Genomic DNA, 17,121 nt, shown 5'->3' with positions numbered 1-17,121 from the left:
CTCGCCCCGCCTTCGGCGGGTCTCGGCGACCAAATCGTACGGATTTTTCGGGGCAAAAAGAAATTCCCGATTCCGTTAGAAGCAGAAAAGAAAAATTTTAATAATTAACTAAACAAAACTATGAAATACATCATCTACGCGAGGAAAAGTACTGAAGAAGATGACCGTCAAGTATTAAGTATTGAAGCTCAACTCGTTGAGCTCAAAGAATTTGCCGCCAAAGAAAAACTTGAAATTGTCGCCTCTTTCCAAGAGGCCAAAACCGCAAAAGAACCCGGGCGAATTAAATTCGCAGAAATGTTGTCATTTTTGGAACAGGGAAAAGCAGACGGGATTATTTCGTGGCACCCAGATCGTCTTGCAAGAAATTCGGTCGATGGGGGGAAGATAATCCACTTCGTTGATCGCGGCTTGATTCGTTCCCTCAAATTTCCCTGCTTCTGGTTTGAACCGACACCACAAGGATTATTTATGCTGAACATTGCTTTTGGACAGAGTAAATACTTTGTGGATAATTTGCGAGAGAACGTAAAAAGGGGTTTACGACAAAAGATACGAAATGGAGTATGGCCAAGTTGGGCTCCGGTGGGCTATCTCAATAACCCCAAATCGCGCGGTATTGATCTTGATACCGAAAAAGCTCTTCTAGTAAAGAAAATCTTTGAAATGTATGCCACTGGAGCATATCCTCTCATTGCTCTCGCAAATTGGTGTGAGAAAAAGAAGTTGCTCACGAATGCCGGAAACAAAATATCATTGAGCAATGTTCAGCATATTCTCCAAAATCCTTTTTACATCGGGCTTATGCGATACAAAGGAGAAATTTTTGAGGGAACACACGAGCCGTTAACCTCAAAGAAACTTTTTGATCAATGTCAGGAAGTGATGACGAAACGCGGAAAAGTGAGACCGGACAGGAAACATAACTTTCCTTTTCTTGGCCTTATGAAGTGCGCCTCGTGCGGCTGCTCGATAACTGCTCAATATGCAAAAGGTAATGGCGGTATTTACACTTACTATCGCTGTACAAAAAAGCGAGGCGCGTGCCAAGAAAAATATCTTGATGAAAGTCAGTTAGTGGAACAAATCAAAAACTTCCTTCAAAAAGTTTCTTTGTCGAGCCAAGATACCGAAAAGGTTTTGGCGGCGTTAGACACGGAAGAAAAACAGGCAAAGGAACAAGCGATGGGTGAGGTGGTAAATCTTAAAATGCAATTATGGCAAGTTGAAACGAGGCTCCAAAAATTGCTTGACGCATATCTTGACGACGCGCTTACACAAAAAGAATACGCCGCTAAAAAAGATACCCTCATTTGCCAAAAGGTCGAGTTAAACGAGAAAATCACCGACTTTGAGCAAAAAGGTTTGTATTGGCTCGAACCGGCTCGTGAGTTCGTTAAATCCTTGAATCAAGCCACTAATTTACTTGAATCAGAAAATCTTTCCGAAATGGCAACATTTCTGAAAAACCGGAATCGGGAATTTCTTTTTGCCCCGAAAAATCCGTACGATTTGGTCGCCGAGACCCGCCGAAGGCGGGGCGAGGCATTGACTTTTCCAACGTGGTGCCGCTGGTCGGAGTCGAACCGACATGCCTTACGGCACACGATTTTGAGTCGTGCGTGTCTGCCAATTCCACCACAGCGGCTTTTAATTTCTCGGCCATTCCTCGTCAAAAAACTGTTTACTGTGGTGGCCGGGGCAACTTTTTGTTGTCCGTGAAAAACTGCGCTTGCCCGTTTTTCACCCACAGCGGCTACTTTTAAAAGATACCAAACTTTTTGCACTTTTTCAATTAAAAGAATAAAATATAAATATCTATGGCAAGAGTTATTGGAATTATCAACGCTAAGGGTGGAGTTGGAAAAACAACGACTGCCAACAATCTTGGAGCTTACTTAGCATCGCTAGGCAAGTATGTTTTGTTGGTGGACCTTGATCCGCAGGCGAATGCAACATCGGGACTCGGAGTGCATCTCGGTGAAGACCACGTTAATCTTTATCATACACTGGTTGACAATCAAGAGCCGGGAGCAATCATAAGAAAAACGTCGCTTTTTGGTTTTGACATTTTGCCGTCAGCTCCAAGTCTTGCCGGTGCCACGGTTGAGCTGGTTGATATGGAAGAGCGGGAGTTTAAATTAAAAAATTCGCTTAATAAAATTCGCACCAATTACGATTACATTCTCATAGACAGTCCGCCATCCCTGGGTCTTCTTACAATCAATGGTTTGGCAGCTGCAGAACAGGTAATAGTACCGGTGCAGTGCGAATACTATGCCCTTGAGGGACTGACGCAACTTTTCAAAACAATTGATATGGTCAGGACATCGCTCAACCCGCAGTTGAAGATTCTTGGCGTATTGCTTACAATGTATGATAAGAGGAATAAGTTGGCTAATGAGATTGTTGCCGAAGTTAAAAAGAATTTTCCCGGCCATGTTTTTGAAACGATAATTCCGCGTTCCGTATCATTGGCTGAAGCGCCTGGATTCGGCAAAACCATTCTGCAATTTGATGAAAATTCCAAGGGCGCGCAAGCATATAAAGAGTTAGCCGAGGAAATTATTAATATAGGATGAATCCCGAACGAGACAGCCTTTGCTAATAACAAGGAAAGGTTACAATAGTTATCTAATCGGGATTAATAAACTAATTTATCGATAGGCACGGAAATGATTTACTTGTGTAAATCATTTCCTGTCTCGTACGGGATGAAAAAACTATTCGGTTTGGGTCGCGGCCTTGAGTCGCTGATACCGGCCAAGACAAATAAGATTACGCCAAAGATTCAGGACAACGTTTTTTATATTGAGATAAACAAGATCAGGCCTAATTCCAATCAGCCGAGGCATGACTTTGATAAAGACGGACTCAAAGAGCTAGCGGCGTCAATAAAAAAATACGGTATATTACAGCCTTTACTGGTGTCTAAAATGGAACACGAAACAGATAGGGGATTGGACGTGACTTATGAGATTGTTGCCGGTGAACGGCGTTGGCGTGCGGCTAAGATAGCCGGTTTACCTCATGTTCCGGCCATTGTTAAGGATAATTTTGATGAAGGCCGTCTTAAGCTGGAGGTTGCTTTGGTTGAAAATATTCAGCGTGAGGATCTCAATCCACTTGAAGAATCGGAAGCATATTCCCGTCTGGCAAGCGAATTTAAACTTACGCAAAAAGAAATTGCCGATAAGGTTGGCAAGAGCCGTGAGGTGGTGGCGAATGCCATGCGGCTGCTTGGTCTGCCTGCTGATATCAAATTGGCCTTACGTGCAGGTAAGATAAGCCGCACTCATGCGCGCACTCTGCTTTCGTTCAAGGATGAGAAAAAACAGCGCGAAATGTATAAACGTATTCTTACTGGCAATTTTGCGGTACGCGATTTGGAAAACGTCGCCAAAGAACATAATTCCAACAGTCAACAAACGGTTTCCGGTCCTAAATTTGAAGAACTCCAACAAAACCTTTCAAAAAATCTTGGTGCGGCGGTTTTTATCAGAACTGGTGCCAGTGGAGGCAACATAGTAATCAAATTCTCGACTCTCGAAGAGTTAAATAAAATTGCAAAGACGATACTGGATTAGATTTTGTTTCTCGCGAACACGAATCCGATTACTTTTTTTGCGCCCGCGCCCTTGAGGGCGCGGGCGCAATCGTCAAGCGTCGAACCGGTCGTTGAAATATCATCAATAAGCAAAATGGTTTTGCCTTTTATGTCAGGCGACCCTACACGCGCAGGTGCATATTGAAAAATATTTTTCATATTTTTTATACGAGAATTACGATCCGGCATTTCAATTTGCGGTTTATTCGCTCGGACTCGTTTGAGTTCGTTCGTGACCAAGGGCCATTCGAAATTATCGGCGATTTTCACAGCTATCAATTCTGACTGGTTGAATCCACGCCAGTTTAATCGTTCGCGATGGAGCGGTACCGGCACAACAACGGTTCCTGTTTCAATGCCCAGCTTTTTTATCAGGCTGTTTTGCATGTATTTAACCATAAAACCAGCAATGTCACCGGCAAGCATTGCGATAAATCTGTATTTCATCATTTTCAAACTTTTTTCTGCAAGCGGGTTTTCGTATGAAGTTGAGACTAGTAGCCTATCCAGAAAGTGATCTTTAATACAAAATTGGCAGGTTTTGCCATTTTTTACGGGCGATCTGCAAAAAGCACAGGCAAAGTCATTTTTAAATTTGATCGCGGCTTGGCAATGTTGGCAAAGATATGAAAGCTTATTTTCCCGCAACAAAACATTACAACCCAAACAGTGCCGCGGGAAAAAGATATCAAGAAGCCAGTTCTTTAATGTGGTCATGTGTATAAGATTTATCAAGCTAGTGGTATAATGACAATAGACGTATGAATTTTTTCGGTTTCAAAGCAAAATCAAAACTCGGCATAGACATCGGGACGGCTTCAATTAAGATTGTGGAACTGTCAAAAGAATCCGGCCGTTTTAAGCTTGAAAATTATGGCCTTTTCGAACTGGAATCCATCGAGGAGACGCTAAACGCTTCTGGCAGACAAGTATCCAGGACTGCTCATTTATCGGATCAGGATTTAGCATGGGGGATACGCGAGGTTATAAAACGTTCCGGAATCAAATCCCGTGAGGCGGTGGCATCCATACCGACCTTTTCTACTTTTTCTACTATTATTTCCATGCCTTATCTTTCAGAAAAAGACATGGCCAAAACGATTCCTTTTGAGGCGCGCAAGTACATACCTCTACCGCTTGATGAAGTGGTGCTGGATTGGTCAATCATTAACATAGCGACCAAAAATCAGCAGCAGCAGATCAATAACCAGCAAGCTACCCCCAAAACGCCCACAGTTGAGGTTTTTCTTGTTGCCGTGCATAAGCAAGAAACGGAACGTTATAAAAATATTACGAAATCAGCCGGACTGAATTTGCGCGCTCTTGAGTTGGAGAATTCCGCTTTGATAAGGGCGCTTTTGGGAAACGATCTTAGTCCGGTCGCGATAGTAAATATTGGCGGACGGAGCACCTCAATTCTTATTGTTGATAATGGGTACGAAAGAATTAGCCACAACTATGAGATTGGAGGATTTGAGATAACCAAATCCATATCCAAATCTTTGAATGTGAATCTAAAGAGAGCAGAGGAGTTGAAACGAAGTTTCGGTATCAAAGACGTTGATAATAACGTAATTCAGGAAGCTATGAGTTCGCTGATTGACATGATGGCTTTTGAAACCAAAAAAACCATACATAGTTACGAGGAACTTAAAAATACTAAGGTTACCAAAATAATTCTGGTCGGTGGTTTGGCTAATATGCCCAATTTTGCGGATTACTTTGGGGCCAAATTAGGTTTGCCACTAGCCGTTGGCAATCCCTTGGCCCGTTTAATCACGCCACCGGGGTTAGACAAAATTCGTTCTGAACTTAATCCCACTTTTTCTATAGCTATCGGACTAGCAATGAGGGAAATATAATTTTTAATAAAATATTTTAATTTTGTAAATGTGGTTAGTTGTGAATAAGCATTCAGACATCATGTAGTATAATGAGTATAGGTTAATGTCAGACATAGGAGGGTTACAACTTCTTCCTGAAACAAGGAAAAAGATAGAAATTAAATTGCCGGGTCAAAATAGAATCCTTGTTTTGAGTTTTATCGTTTTAGCGCTGTTTCTGGGTATTTATTTTGGCTTAGTGTTCTATAAGCAGTCATTACTTTCTACGTTGTCATCAATTGATAAACAGTTGTCTGATTTTGAAAAGTCCAGAGACAAGCATACAGAGACCAAGCTTTTGGATTTAAATCAACAGTTGGCCGTAGTAAATCCCCTGATAGGTTCACACCTTTTGTTGTCGGAGGCTTTTACTAAAATTCAGAGTTTGGTACAGCCGCAGGTCCAGTTTAAATCAATAAATGTTGACGTTTTGGGCAAGAAGATCTTAATTACCGCTCTTGCCGCAAATTATACTACCATTGCAAGGCAAATTGCTTCTTTTTACACGATTGATTCCGTGACCGACATAATTTTAAACAAAGTTCAAAGCCAACCCACGGGACAAGTAGAATTAACTATGCAATTATTTTTTAAACCCGACGGATTGACGGTTAAAGTTAACCCAAAATAGTTTAATGGAAAAAAATACGCTAGCCGCAATTATCTTTTCCTTGGGATTACTTTTGCTTTTTGTTTTGGTCATGCCCCAATACGACGCAATCAAAGTTACCAAAGAAGCGGTTAATTCCAGGAAGGTCGTGTTAAAAGAAACAGCGTTTGTTTTTGAAAAAATTCAGGAACTAAATCGTCAAGCCCAGTCCAGACAAGCGGATATTAACAAAATCAAGGTTTTTATACCGGAAAAGAAGCAAATTGATGAAGTAGTATCCAGTATTCAGAAGATAACTGAACAATCGGGGTTGCAGTTGTCAGTTTTGACTACCGCGGCAGTGCCGGTTACCAGTGAAATAGGATATAAGAAAATTTTAATTGGAGCTGATTTGGTTGGGGCGTATCCCTCTTTTGTTAACTTTCTAAAACTTCTGGAACAGAGTCTCCGGCTTTATGACATCTTTGAGATTACCGGAGCGGCCTCTACCACATCGCCAGGCAATGTTAACTTTACAATTAAAATGAACGCGTACTATCTGAAATAGTAAGGGATTGGTATCAAGTATTATGTATTATGGGGGGCATCCCAAATTTCCCTTAATACTCAATACTAACCCCTTTATACTTTTTATGATTACTCCAACCAAAAATACAACAAGCCCGGTAATTTTATTTGCGATTATCATACTCGGTTTAATTGTGGGTTATTTTTATTATAACCAAACATCACAAGATCAATCCGTTTCGGTTGTGCCAGCAAGTCTTACCGACGTAAATTTTTCTAAGTTCAAGGATTTAAAACTTGATTTTTCTGGTCTGGATAACCTAATATTTAAAACTCTTAGGATTTTCGGCGAATCACCGGTCCAGCCAGGCTCAACTGGTCGCATTGATATTTTCGCGCCCTTCTAACGAAGCATTGCAATACGTAGTAAGTGGCAAGTAGAACGTAGCACGCGAAAAAACAAAATTAAACTTGTTGCCCCGTGCCCGCCACTTACTACTTGCTACTTACCACTTAAACGTGCCGTATCAACTTCCGCAACTTTTAATAGAGGAACTTCTGCGCCAGGGACTTTTAAGCTCGGGGGTTGCAAATGAAGTTGAAAATGAAGCATCTGCAATTCAAAAGGACTTTGGAGAGGTTTTAGTTAGAAAGAGCATAATAAGCGATGCCGATCTTCTTAAGATAAAATCGCAGATTTATCAGCTTCCTGTGGCTGACCTTTCTGGTGTTGAAATTGATCGCGATGTAGTAAAAGATATCCCCGAAAACATAATCAATTTTTACAAAGTTTTACCTTTTGCCAGGGATAGTTCTGTTTTGAGGGTGGGCGTTGTAAATCCGGAAAACATTGATGCGCTGGAAGCGGTTAAGTTTATAGCTTTCGACCGCGGTCTTAATTTAGAGAAATACCTCATTAGTTATAAGGATTTTGACAATTTAAGCAAAAGCGTCCGCACGTTGACAACGGAGGTCGGTCGAGCATTGGAGCAATTATCAGAGGAGGTTTCTCAAAAAGAACTCAAAATTACCGAGAAAACTGGCGGTTTGGAAGAAATAACCGCTGAAGCGCCAGTTACTCGCATTGTTGCCATCGTCATTAAGCACGCGGTTGAGACGCGTGCTTCAGATATTCACATAGAGCCGTTTGAAGATAGGGTGCGCTTAAGATTCCGCGTTGATGGTGTTTTGCAGACCGTCCTTTCTTTGCCCACCGGTTTGTTGTCCGCACTAGTTACAAGGATTAAGATTCTCTCCGATCTTAAGATTGATGAAACTCGCTTGGCACAAGATGGCCGGTTTTCTACCAAGGTGGGGGATAGGCGCGTTGATTTTAGGGTTTCTACTTTTCCCACCAGAAACGGCGAGAAGGTTGTATTGAGAATATTGGATCCGCTTGTCGGTGACATTAAATTGACTGATCTGGGACTGGGGGGCAGGTCTTTGGATTTAGTTCGTGAAAGCATAGTCAAACCGTTCGGTGAGATTCTTATTACCGGGCCGACCGGTTCTGGCAAGTCGACCACATTGGCGGCGGTGTTGCGTGAGATTAACGACGAAGGTATCAATATAGTAACCCTAGAGGATCCAATAGAATACTACATAAACGGAATTAATCAGTCGCAAACGCACGAAGAAATTAACTACACTTTCGCCAATGGCCTAAGGCATATCTTGAGGCAAGACCCGGATGTAATAATGGTGGGCGAGATTAGAGACGGTGAAACCGCCAGTTTGGCGATTCAAGCATCTTTGACCGGCCATGTCGTGCTTTCTACCTTGCACACAAACGATACAATCGGCGTCATTCCCAGGTTAGTTGATATGGGCGTGGAAAAATATCTGATTGCCCCGACGCTTAACTTGGCGGTGGCTCAGAGGTTGGTCAGAAAATTATGTCAAACCTGCAAAATAAAAACCAAAGCCAACACCGGTGAAGAGTTTATGATAAAGAAGGCGTTAGATAAAATGCCGCCCGACGCCCAAAAAGAGTTGCCCAAGAGTAATTTTGAAATATTTAAACCTGGCGAAGGTTGCAAGGAATGTAACGGCAAGTCCTATAAGGGCAGGATGGGTGTGTTTGAGACATTGGCCATGACCGATGAACTGGAAAGAATAGTCCTTACAAATATTTCCGAGGAAGAATTGCGGAAAGAAGCGATACGCCAGGGTATAATTTTTAATTTTATAATTTTATAAATAATTTCTAATGTTTAAAAATTAAAACATTAAGATTTATTTAAAAATTAAAAATTGGAAATTAAAAATTTAGAGCGAGGATGGATACATCACAAAACATACAAAGCGAAAATTATAAAAAACAGTTAGATGAGCTTTTAACGGTAACTGCCCAAAAGGGTGGCTCTGATTTGCATTTATCGCCCGGACACTATCCGACAATTCGCATTGACTGGCGGCTAGTGCCATTAACCGATCGCAAGATCCTGGATAATCAGTTGCTCAACAACTTGGTTTTGTCGTTGGTTAGCGATGGCCCTAAAGAAAAATTTTTAGCTGAAAAAGAACTAGATTTTTCTTATGAATTAAGCAATAAGCTGCGTTTTAGGGTGAATCTATATCACACCAGGGGCAACTTTGCTGCTGCTTTTCGCCTTATTCCCAGTGAAATTAAAACGGTTGATGAACTTAATTTGCCGCCGATTTTAAAGATATTTACGAGATTGTCTCAAGGATTTGTTTTGGTCGTCGGCCCCAACGGACATGGCAAGTCCACGACGCTGGCGTCGCTGATAGACCTGATAAATCACGAGCGCGGTGAGAAAATAATAACCATTGAGGATCCGATTGAATACGTTTTTACTCCAGATAAAAGCATAATTGACCAGAGAGAGGTTTACTTTGACACCATATCTTTCAACAAGGCCCTACGTTCTACGTTTCGTGAAAATGTGAACGTAATAATGGTGGGTGAAATGCGGGATTATGATACTGTAAGTACCGCTGTGACTGCTGCAGAAACTGGGCATCTGGTTTTTGCGTCTCTTCACACCAATAATGCAGCCCAAAGCATCGAGCGTATTATTGATATTTTCCCTCCGCAACAGCAACGGCAAATAATATCCCAATTGGCAAATACCATCTCCGGTGTTATTTCAATGAGATTGATTCCGCGCATAAAGGGTGGATTAGTTCCGGCTGTAGAGGTTATGATTGCGACCCCAGCTGTCAGGACAATTATCCGCGAAGGGAAAGTCCAACAACTGAATTTGATGATAGATACCGGTTCCGATGTTGGCATGGTATCTTTAAATCGTTCTTTGGCTGACTTGGTGCGGCGCGGCGAGATTTCTTACGAACAAGCGGAGTTTTATTCATTACACCCAGCAGAATTGAGAACTCTCCTAAAATAGGGATCAGTATTATGTATTATGGTAAAAAGATAAACCCCAAATTAACTTTATACTTAATACTAACCCCTTAATACTTTTTGGAGTTTTTATATCAGGCTAAAACTCAAGCGGGGGAGTTGACTACAGGCAAAATTGAAGCTCCCTCTGAAGATCAAGCAGTAAATATTTTACACCAGAAGAACCTGGCGATTTTGAGTTTAGAGAAAACCCGCAAGGGTTTGTTGTCGCGCGACATAACGACGATGTTTAGCAGACCCTCCCACAAAGACGTAGTTTTGTTTACCAGACAAATGGCAACATTGATTGAAGCGGATGTGCCGTTGGTGGAGGGTTTGCACATTCTTTCTAGGCAAGTTGAAAAAGGGTCATTTAAAAAAATTGTTTCAACCGTTGTGTCATCAATTGAAGGAGGCGCGCCCCTTTCAGTTGCTTTGGCCGAGCATAGCAAGGTTTTTAATCGTTTTTACATTAGTTTGGTAAGAGCCGGCGAGGCAACTGGTAAACTTCAGACTACGTTGACTTATCTTGCAGAATATTTAGAAAGGAGTGCTTCGCTAAATTCAAAAATCAAAGGAGCGCTTGCTTATCCGGCGTTTGTTCTTTCTGCGATGGTAATCGTGACGATGCTTTTAATGACGACAGTTTTGCCGCAATTGCTTTCAGTTATAAATGACGCCGGTATTACGGATATTCCCGTTACCACAAGGGTTTTGATGGCCGTGACCGGTTTTATAAATAAGTATCTTTTTTTACTGGTGACCTTGATGGTGGGCGGGTTTGCAATGTTGGTTTATTACGTCAAAACTCCGCGTGGACGTGAGCGTTTTGATAACTTTAAAATAAAAATGCCGCGATTTGGCGAGATAACAAGAAATTTTTATTTGGCGCGTATTGCCGAGACGCTTGCAACACTGATAAAATCCGATGTGCCGATCCTTGATGGAATAGGTATTACCGCCGACGTTGTGGGCAATGACGTATACAGGGGAATCTTGCTACAAGCCAAAGAAAACGTTAGGGGTGGCGGTACCATTTCACAAGTTTTTGAAAAATACAGCGAAATACCCCCCTTGGTAAGTTCCATGTTGATTATCGGAGAAAAAACCGGAAAGACAGATTTTGTGCTTGAAAACATATTTAACTTTTATAAAACCGAATCGGAAAACAGCATTCAAAACCTCTCCCAACTTATTGAACCGGTTTTAATCTTAGTTCTGGGTATTGGTGTTGGCCTTTTGGTGTCAGCCGTTCTGTTGCCCATATACAGTTTAGTCGGGGCCGGGTAAGGCGGTATTAAGGGGCTAGTATTAAGTATTAAAGGGAATTATGAATTCGTGACTTTCCCATAATACTTGATACTTAACACTTTTTTATTATTGCAGGGTGTGTATAACTTAAGTTGATTTAAACTCGTTTAAAAATTATAATTTTAGTAATTAAACGTGGTTTTAGTTTTTATCTGGTTGCCAGTTTTTAATTGTTTAGAAACTAGAAACTAGAATTTATAAAACTAGAAACTAGTCAAAAAGTGTCGATATTTTTAAGTGTTTTGGGTCTAAAGTGGCCCACGGGTGGAAGCGGACGCAAGAATCGCTCTCACGGACTTGCCCTGAGCCAATCGAAGGGTTTTACCTTGGTCGAACTCTTGGTTGTTATTGCCATAATTTCAATTTTGGCAACATTACTATTGTTGCAATTGGGCGTAGCTAGAGCCAAAGCGAGAGATGCCAAGCGTATTGCTGACGTAAACCAGGTTCGTTCAGCCCTGGAACTTTATTATGATGATAACGGTTCTTATTTGGCTACCAACGTTATGACAGGTTTAAAACCGACATACTTGGTGAATATTCCACATGATCCGATAGCGGCTGGTTGCACCGACACCTATGCTGGTACGGTCTCAAGTATTTTTAACTGTTACGGTTATGCGTGGAATCCGGCTGCTACTCCCAGAAGCATGCAGATTTGGGCGGAATTAGAACAGAAAAACACTAATGCCCTTAATAACGATACCGATATCAACTCAACCGGATGGTCCGGTGCTGCTATGACTGGAGGAACAGAGGCTTGCACCGACACCGCAGCGAGTGACTGTATCTACGATTCCGGCCAGCCATAATTTCTGGGTGGGGTTCAGCATGCAGTATTAAGTATTATGGTAAGACCAGAAATTAAAAATTACCCCTAATACTTAATACTAACCCCTTAATACGTTTTGTTGTGGTTTGTTTATATTTTTATCCCATTAGAGGTAGCTCAGCGTGTTTATAAATCAAAATTAATGTTTAGCAGAAATAAATGGTGAATGCAGGTTTTACTTATGTGTTACTGCCGCTACCTCTAATGGGATTTTTTCTCGGTTTGATGGTGGGTAGTTTTGTTAATGTTGTTATTTACAGAATTCCTCGCGGGCAAGGAATTTTTTGGGGACGGTCTGCTTGTCCAAACTGCCGTAAAAAACTATCGTGGTATGATCTAATTCCGGTCTTTAGTTTTTTTGTTTTGAAAGCGCGTTGTCGGCAATGCCGACAACGTATTTCCTGGCTATACCCGGCGGTAGAATTGTATTCCGGAGTGATTTTTGTGCTAGCCCTTCGTTTTTTAGGCCAGGTTGGGGTTGTTGATTGGCTGTTCGCGATTTTTATTCTGGAAGCATTGTTTGCACTCGCCCTCATTGACCTTAAAAATTTTATTTTGCCGGATTCCGTTATGTTGGTGATGCTGACCGGCATCCTTGCTTATGGAATTTTAGAATATTTTTCAGTTGGCCGCGTTTTTAATGTTTTTTCTTTTAATAATTTTTTAGGCGCGATTGTTTTATTCTCAATTCTCTTTTTTGTTTGGTTTTTGTCAAAGGGGGTTTGGCTTGGACTGGGTGATGCTAAATTTGCAGGTCTGATCGGATTAATTTTTGGTTTTTGGGGCGGATTAATTATTTTTTACGGTGCTGTGGCGGTTGGGTCAGTTGTTGGTTTGATTTTGTTAATAGGACGTCGTGCTAACCTGAAGACCAAACTACCATTCGGGGCATTTATTGGTTTTTCGGCAACTGTTTATTTTTTCTTTGGTCGGGTAATATTGGAAAAAATTAAACCCATTTTCTTTTCAGTGTCGTTTATTTTAAGATGAAAAGCGAGTTATCAAAAAAACATTTGACGTGGATAGCGGTTGTTTTGGTTTTGGGCGCGGCACTTTTTTATTTTAAAGTAGACTTGTCACGTAACGCCATGAACGCGCAGTTGAGCATAAACTTCCCCGATGGTCAAAGCAGAAAGTTTGAGGGGCCTGTTGTAACCGACATGACCGTTCTTGAAGCTCTTTATTCATCTTTTTTAGGAGACAATTTTGAGTTAAAATATTCAATGCGAGAAGACAACTCAGTAGTTTTGGCCAAAATAGGCGATGCGGTTAAATTCGGAAATCACGACTGGCATTTTTACTTGAATGGTAAGCCGGTCAAGACGTCGGATATAAACAAGATAAGAATTAAAGCGGGCGATTTTATTGAAGTGGATTATGAATAATAGAGGTTTTACTATAATTGAACTTCTCGTTATTTCTGCCATTATTGCCACTTTTTCAGTGGTTTTAATTTTTAATTTTGGTGTTTCTCCGGAGAGTGAAACGGCGCGCGACCAAACGGCTTCTGTAATTTTGTCAGACATCAGAAGGGCGCAATCCATGGCTTTATCGGGTAGCCGTTTTCAGGGTAACTTAACGTGTGGCTATGGTGTTCATTATTTGGACCAAAACTCTTATTCTATTTACGCCAAGGTGGTGCCGGTTTCCGGGCTGTGTTCTTCGGTTATCACGCGTAATTATCAGGCGGGCGACATGGTTGTAGAGACAAAAAAGCTAATTAATTCTAATATGGAAATTAGGTCCGCTTTCCTTGATGTTTTTTTTGAACCTCCTGACCCAAAGGTTTACCTAAACAACAGTTATTCTTTGTCTGCCTCGCCAACGGTTATCACGGTTCAACTTAAAAATCAGCAAAATTGTGATCAAAGTACATGCACCGATATAAGTATTTACGGTTCGGGACAAATAGACTCTGAATAAATGGCACAAACTAAAATTCATAGAAAAATAATTTTTGGTCATGGCCAATCCGGGTTTACACTCGTCGAAATATTAATCGCTGTTTTTATTTTTGGGCTGGCTTTTACCGCGATAACTTTTATTTTAACAACAAATAGCAGAAGCGCCACTTCAATCAAAAATAATTTTATTGCCAGCGGCCTAGCACAAGAGGGAATAGAGGTTGTGAGGAATATACGAGATCGCGACTGGTTTTTGGGAAATTCATTTGGTACGTCAATTCCAGACGGTACTTATAGAGTTCAGTGGGATTCGCAGGCATTGCTTACTTTAGATAGTAATCCCAATTTAAAAAGCGACCCCGCTACTGGCTTATTCAGTTACGATTCTGGTGGCGATACCCTGTTTAAGCGCACCATTGACGTTGTTACGGAAGTTACCGGCGTTGAAAAGAGTATAGTTGTAGATGTTACTTGGACTGAAAGAGGATCGGCACCCAAATCTGTCAGCGCCGAAGATCATTTGTTTAATTGGAAATAACGCTTCGCCTTAGCCTAAAAATGCAAATGAACCCAAAGCATAATACAGGGTTTACCTTGATTGAAACCACACTGGTGATTTTGTTATTTTCGGTAATCATGGTTTTAATGGGCGGAGTTTTTGTCGGTTCTTTGGATTTACAAAGGCTGGCATTCAACACCCAACATACAGAAGAAAACGCCAGTTTTGTGCTGGAAGCAATTGCTAAAGAAATTCGCGTAAGCCAAATTGCCGGTCCGGATACAGACTGTCCTGCCACTCCGGCTACCATTTTGAATGTTACTCACCCGGTTAACGGCAGTATCACGTATTCTCTTTCTGGTAATGCGATTCATCGCAATGTGAATGGCACTGATAGTGTAATGAATTCCAGTACGGTTGAATTTACCAATTTTAGGTTTTGTGTTTCCGGTACAGCGATTGATGATCTAAAACAGCCACGGGTAACCATAATCGCCGGCCTTAAGAGCGTAAAAACCAAACAGCAATCAACAATTGATATTCAAACCACGCTGTCGCAGAGATTTCTTTCGAATTAGTTAATGAGTAATAGGTAATAATTAATTCCCTAAAACCCGCAGCCTTAAATTATGGTTTTTAATCTAAAACCTAAAACCCAAAATATAAAATCTAATCAAGAAGGGGTAGCCGTTATTTTGGTTGTGCTTTTGATGAGCATATTTTTATCCATGACCTTAACACTCTCTGCAATTTTCATTCCTAAAATAAGAACCGCAAGCGACATAAAAAGATCATCCGGGGCGTTATATGCCGCGGAAAGCGGGGTGGAGTGGTGCTTGTATGTTAACCGTATTGGTTCGGCGGAAATGCCAGTTTTAAGTAATGGCGCAACCTTTATTAATGGCAATACCAATGCGCTATTTATACCCGCCGATTGCTCAACGCTCCCGATTAAATCAATAGGCACCTATGAAGGTGTGACCAGGTCTCTTGAGGTAAATATTTGATTAAGCAGTGTAAGAAAAAGCCATAAAATAAGGCTTTTTGATGAATCATTACGGCTAGATACGAGTCGTATTTACTTTTTAGTGAAAATATGTTAATATATATACATAGAATCTGATCTTTTACAAGGAGCAAAACATGAAAAAAAGGACAGTTTTTTTGGTTGTTTTCTTATCAGTTTTCGGCGTACTCTCTGCTGTGGCCCAAATGGAAACCCCGAGCGACATCAGAGACCGCCTGGGGATCTACCACTGGGGCGGCGTGCATCTTGCAGTAGCCAATGAGCCACTTCTTGATGGCGCAGAGCGTGTCAAAGAGAGCGGCTCGCGGGTTATCAACATTGTTCTTTCGCCCTACTCGGACTACAAGCTTGGCGAAAGATTTGAAACATCAAGCCTGACCCTAAGGGCTCGCCGTTCGGATTACACGGCAGTGCTGTGCGATCCTGGCTTTTCAACAGTCGTGATAACGGCGTTTGATTGGGCGACATACCCAACCATGTTCAGAAATCTGCCACAGGATCCAGTGTTGAGGAGTCAACTTCTAGAAATAGTGTCGGCGGAATTTGCGGATCTGGTTTTATACGTTGCGACCGTTTGCAACGGCCAGACCAAAAACATAATAATCAAGGACTGGGAGGTTGAGAACAGCCTCCAAATCAATATCAGCTCTTTGGATCCCGACATCAACAAGACCGTGCAGTGGCAGAGCTATCTGGATTACATTGAAGCAAGACAGCGTGGTGTCTTGCGGGGCAGGGAAAGAGCCGGAGAAGCAGGGAGTTCCGTGAAGTTTTTCAATGCCGTTGAGACGGCAAATGTTGTTGGACTTCTGAACAACCAGCTGGAAAAATCCGTGTTGTGGCAAATGGCTCAGCGTGGTTTGGTAGTCGATCTGGTAAGTTTTTCAAGCTGGCAATCTATGTGGCGATCCGGCACGGGAACTACTCCACTTGATGTTTACTTGCGAGTTAAGAATGATGCAGGTAAGATTCTGGATTTCATCAAAGCCAATGGGATAGCCGAGAAGTTGTTCATTGGTGAATTTGGAATCCATTACACCTATGAGGCGGACCTGTTGAGATACGCATACGATGCCATTTCAGAAAATTCCGATATCGTCTTGGCGGTGAAATGGAACCTGTACAACACCGATGAGGGTTGGCTGGGTTTTTTCGGTGATTATGACGGCTCCGGCAATATGACCCAGCAAGGAGCATTTATGAAAGAGATTCTGGGTGACAGATTGCCCCGCATAAACGTCGGGGGCGTGATAGACAATGCGACCCATGAACGCCAAACACAATCCGGCAGTATTATTGAAATCTACGGGAATAATCTTCCCGAAGAAATCGGTAGTACGCGCGTCCAACTGACCGTTAATGGAGCGAGTTATGCCGAAGCAGAAATTTTGTACACTTCGGCAGGGCAGATCAATGCCCGGTTACCTGTTTTGCCTGAACTTGAGGGTAAGACAGCGTATATCAGAGTAAACAACAGCAACTTTCAGCCGATTTTTATCGGCGCCCCCGGCATGTAGCGGGGGTTTGTTTTTATTTTAAATTACATCTGTGTTGATAAGATTTGGTTGCTGTCC

18 protein-coding genes, 1 tRNA gene and 2 pseudogenes are annotated in these 17,121 nt (G+C 41.7%); 19 read left to right on the top strand and 2 right to left on the bottom strand.

Features of this window, described 5'->3' with window-relative positions; genetic code table 11:
* Positions 1–120 precede the first annotated feature (120 nt).
* Both HYT61_03975 and HYT61_03970 read left to right on the top strand, forming a co-directional pair.
* Positions 121–570: pseudogene (locus HYT61_03975) on the top strand (recombinase family protein).
* 234 nt (positions 571–804) lie between these two features.
* A pseudogene (locus HYT61_03970) lies at positions 805–1,101 on the top strand (recombinase zinc beta ribbon domain-containing protein).
* Positions 1,102–1,563: 462 nt separating this feature from the next.
* Here the strand turns inward: HYT61_03970 and HYT61_03965 are convergent.
* Positions 1,564–1,648, bottom strand: a tRNA-Leu gene (locus HYT61_03965).
* A 172-nt stretch (positions 1,649–1,820) separates the two neighbouring features.
* Between HYT61_03965 and HYT61_03960 the strand changes: the two genes are divergently transcribed.
* Both HYT61_03960 and HYT61_03955 read left to right on the top strand, forming a co-directional pair.
* A complete protein-coding gene (locus HYT61_03960; protein ID MBI2063359.1) occupies positions 1,821–2,582 on the top strand; it encodes a ParA family protein in 762 nt (253 codons plus the stop codon).
* Between the two features lie 132 nt (positions 2,583–2,714).
* Positions 2,715–3,587, top strand: coding sequence for a ParB/RepB/Spo0J family partition protein (locus tag HYT61_03955; protein ID MBI2063358.1), 873 nt, complete (start codon positions 2,715–2,717; stop codon positions 3,585–3,587).
* Here the strand turns inward: HYT61_03955 and HYT61_03950 are convergent.
* Entirely contained in the window at positions 3,584–4,324 is a 741-nt protein-coding gene (locus HYT61_03950; protein MBI2063357.1) for a ComF family protein, read from the bottom strand. The genes HYT61_03955 and HYT61_03950 overlap by 4 nt on opposite strands.
* Positions 4,325–4,368: 44 nt before the next feature.
* Between HYT61_03950 and pilM the strand changes: the two genes are divergently transcribed.
* The 15 genes from pilM to HYT61_03875 all read left to right on the top strand — a co-directional run bounded on the left by pilM (position 4,369) and on the right by HYT61_03875 (position 17,064).
* Complete coding sequence (gene pilM / locus HYT61_03945) at positions 4,369–5,469, top strand: type IV pilus assembly protein PilM (protein MBI2063356.1); 1,101 nt, start codon at positions 4,369–4,371, stop codon at positions 5,467–5,469.
* A gap of 85 nt (positions 5,470–5,554) precedes the next feature.
* The gene (locus tag HYT61_03940; GenBank protein MBI2063355.1) at positions 5,555–6,121 is read left to right on the top strand and encodes a hypothetical protein; all 567 of its coding nucleotides are present in this window, start codon (positions 5,555–5,557) and stop codon (positions 6,119–6,121) included.
* A 4-nt stretch (positions 6,122–6,125) separates the two neighbouring features.
* Complete coding sequence (gene pilO, locus HYT61_03935) at positions 6,126–6,647, top strand: type 4a pilus biogenesis protein PilO (protein ID MBI2063354.1); 522 nt, start codon at positions 6,126–6,128, stop codon at positions 6,645–6,647.
* An 85-nt stretch (positions 6,648–6,732) separates the two neighbouring features.
* A complete protein-coding gene (locus tag HYT61_03930; GenBank protein ID MBI2063353.1) occupies positions 6,733–7,014 on the top strand; it encodes a hypothetical protein in 282 nt (93 codons plus the stop codon).
* 112 nt (positions 7,015–7,126) lie between these two features.
* On the top strand, positions 7,127–8,806 hold the full coding sequence (gene tadA / locus HYT61_03925) for a Flp pilus assembly complex ATPase component TadA (protein ID MBI2063352.1): 1,680 nt from the start codon (positions 7,127–7,129) through the stop codon (positions 8,804–8,806).
* Positions 8,807–8,886: 80 nt separating this feature from the next.
* Positions 8,887–9,978 (top strand): PilT/PilU family type 4a pilus ATPase, encoded by a 1,092-nt coding sequence (locus tag HYT61_03920; protein ID MBI2063351.1) that lies wholly within the window; start codon positions 8,887–8,889, stop codon positions 9,976–9,978.
* A gap of 116 nt (positions 9,979–10,094) precedes the next feature.
* On the top strand, positions 10,095–11,264 hold the full coding sequence (locus HYT61_03915) for a type II secretion system F family protein (protein MBI2063350.1): 1,170 nt from the start codon (positions 10,095–10,097) through the stop codon (positions 11,262–11,264).
* A 323-nt stretch (positions 11,265–11,587) separates the two neighbouring features.
* The gene (locus HYT61_03910) at positions 11,588–12,097 is read left to right on the top strand and encodes a type II secretion system protein (GenBank protein MBI2063349.1); all 510 of its coding nucleotides are present in this window, start codon (positions 11,588–11,590) and stop codon (positions 12,095–12,097) included.
* Between the two features lie 179 nt (positions 12,098–12,276).
* Positions 12,277–13,107 (top strand): prepilin peptidase, encoded by an 831-nt coding sequence (locus HYT61_03905; protein ID MBI2063348.1) that lies wholly within the window; start codon positions 12,277–12,279, stop codon positions 13,105–13,107.
* Positions 13,104–13,502, top strand: coding sequence for a hypothetical protein (locus HYT61_03900; protein MBI2063347.1), 399 nt, complete (start codon positions 13,104–13,106; stop codon positions 13,500–13,502). Before HYT61_03905 ends, HYT61_03900 begins: the two co-directional genes overlap by 4 nt.
* Positions 13,495–14,040: a type II secretion system protein gene (locus HYT61_03895; protein MBI2063346.1), complete on the top strand. Its 546-nt coding sequence runs from the start codon at positions 13,495–13,497 to the stop codon at positions 14,038–14,040. The genes HYT61_03900 and HYT61_03895 overlap by 8 nt, the downstream gene beginning before the upstream one ends.
* Complete coding sequence (locus HYT61_03890) at positions 14,041–14,559, top strand: type II secretion system protein (GenBank protein ID MBI2063345.1); 519 nt, start codon at positions 14,041–14,043, stop codon at positions 14,557–14,559.
* Positions 14,560–14,585: 26 nt separating this feature from the next.
* A complete protein-coding gene (locus HYT61_03885) occupies positions 14,586–15,098 on the top strand; it encodes a type II secretion system protein (protein MBI2063344.1) in 513 nt (170 codons plus the stop codon).
* A gap of 51 nt (positions 15,099–15,149) precedes the next feature.
* On the top strand, positions 15,150–15,527 hold the full coding sequence (locus tag HYT61_03880) for a hypothetical protein (protein MBI2063343.1): 378 nt from the start codon (positions 15,150–15,152) through the stop codon (positions 15,525–15,527).
* 136 nt (positions 15,528–15,663) lie between these two features.
* Entirely contained in the window at positions 15,664–17,064 is a 1,401-nt protein-coding gene (locus tag HYT61_03875; protein MBI2063342.1) for a hypothetical protein, read from the top strand.
* Positions 17,065–17,121: the final 57 nt, after the last annotated feature.

The organism is Candidatus Yanofskybacteria bacterium (genome assembly GCA_016181175.1).
GTDB lineage: Bacteria > Patescibacteriota > Minisyncoccia > 2-02-FULL-40-12 > IGHO2-01-FULL-4-A > 2-01-FULL-44-17.
Note: the sequence above shows the minus strand (reverse complement) of the source record. Positions and strands in the feature narration are given on the sequence as shown.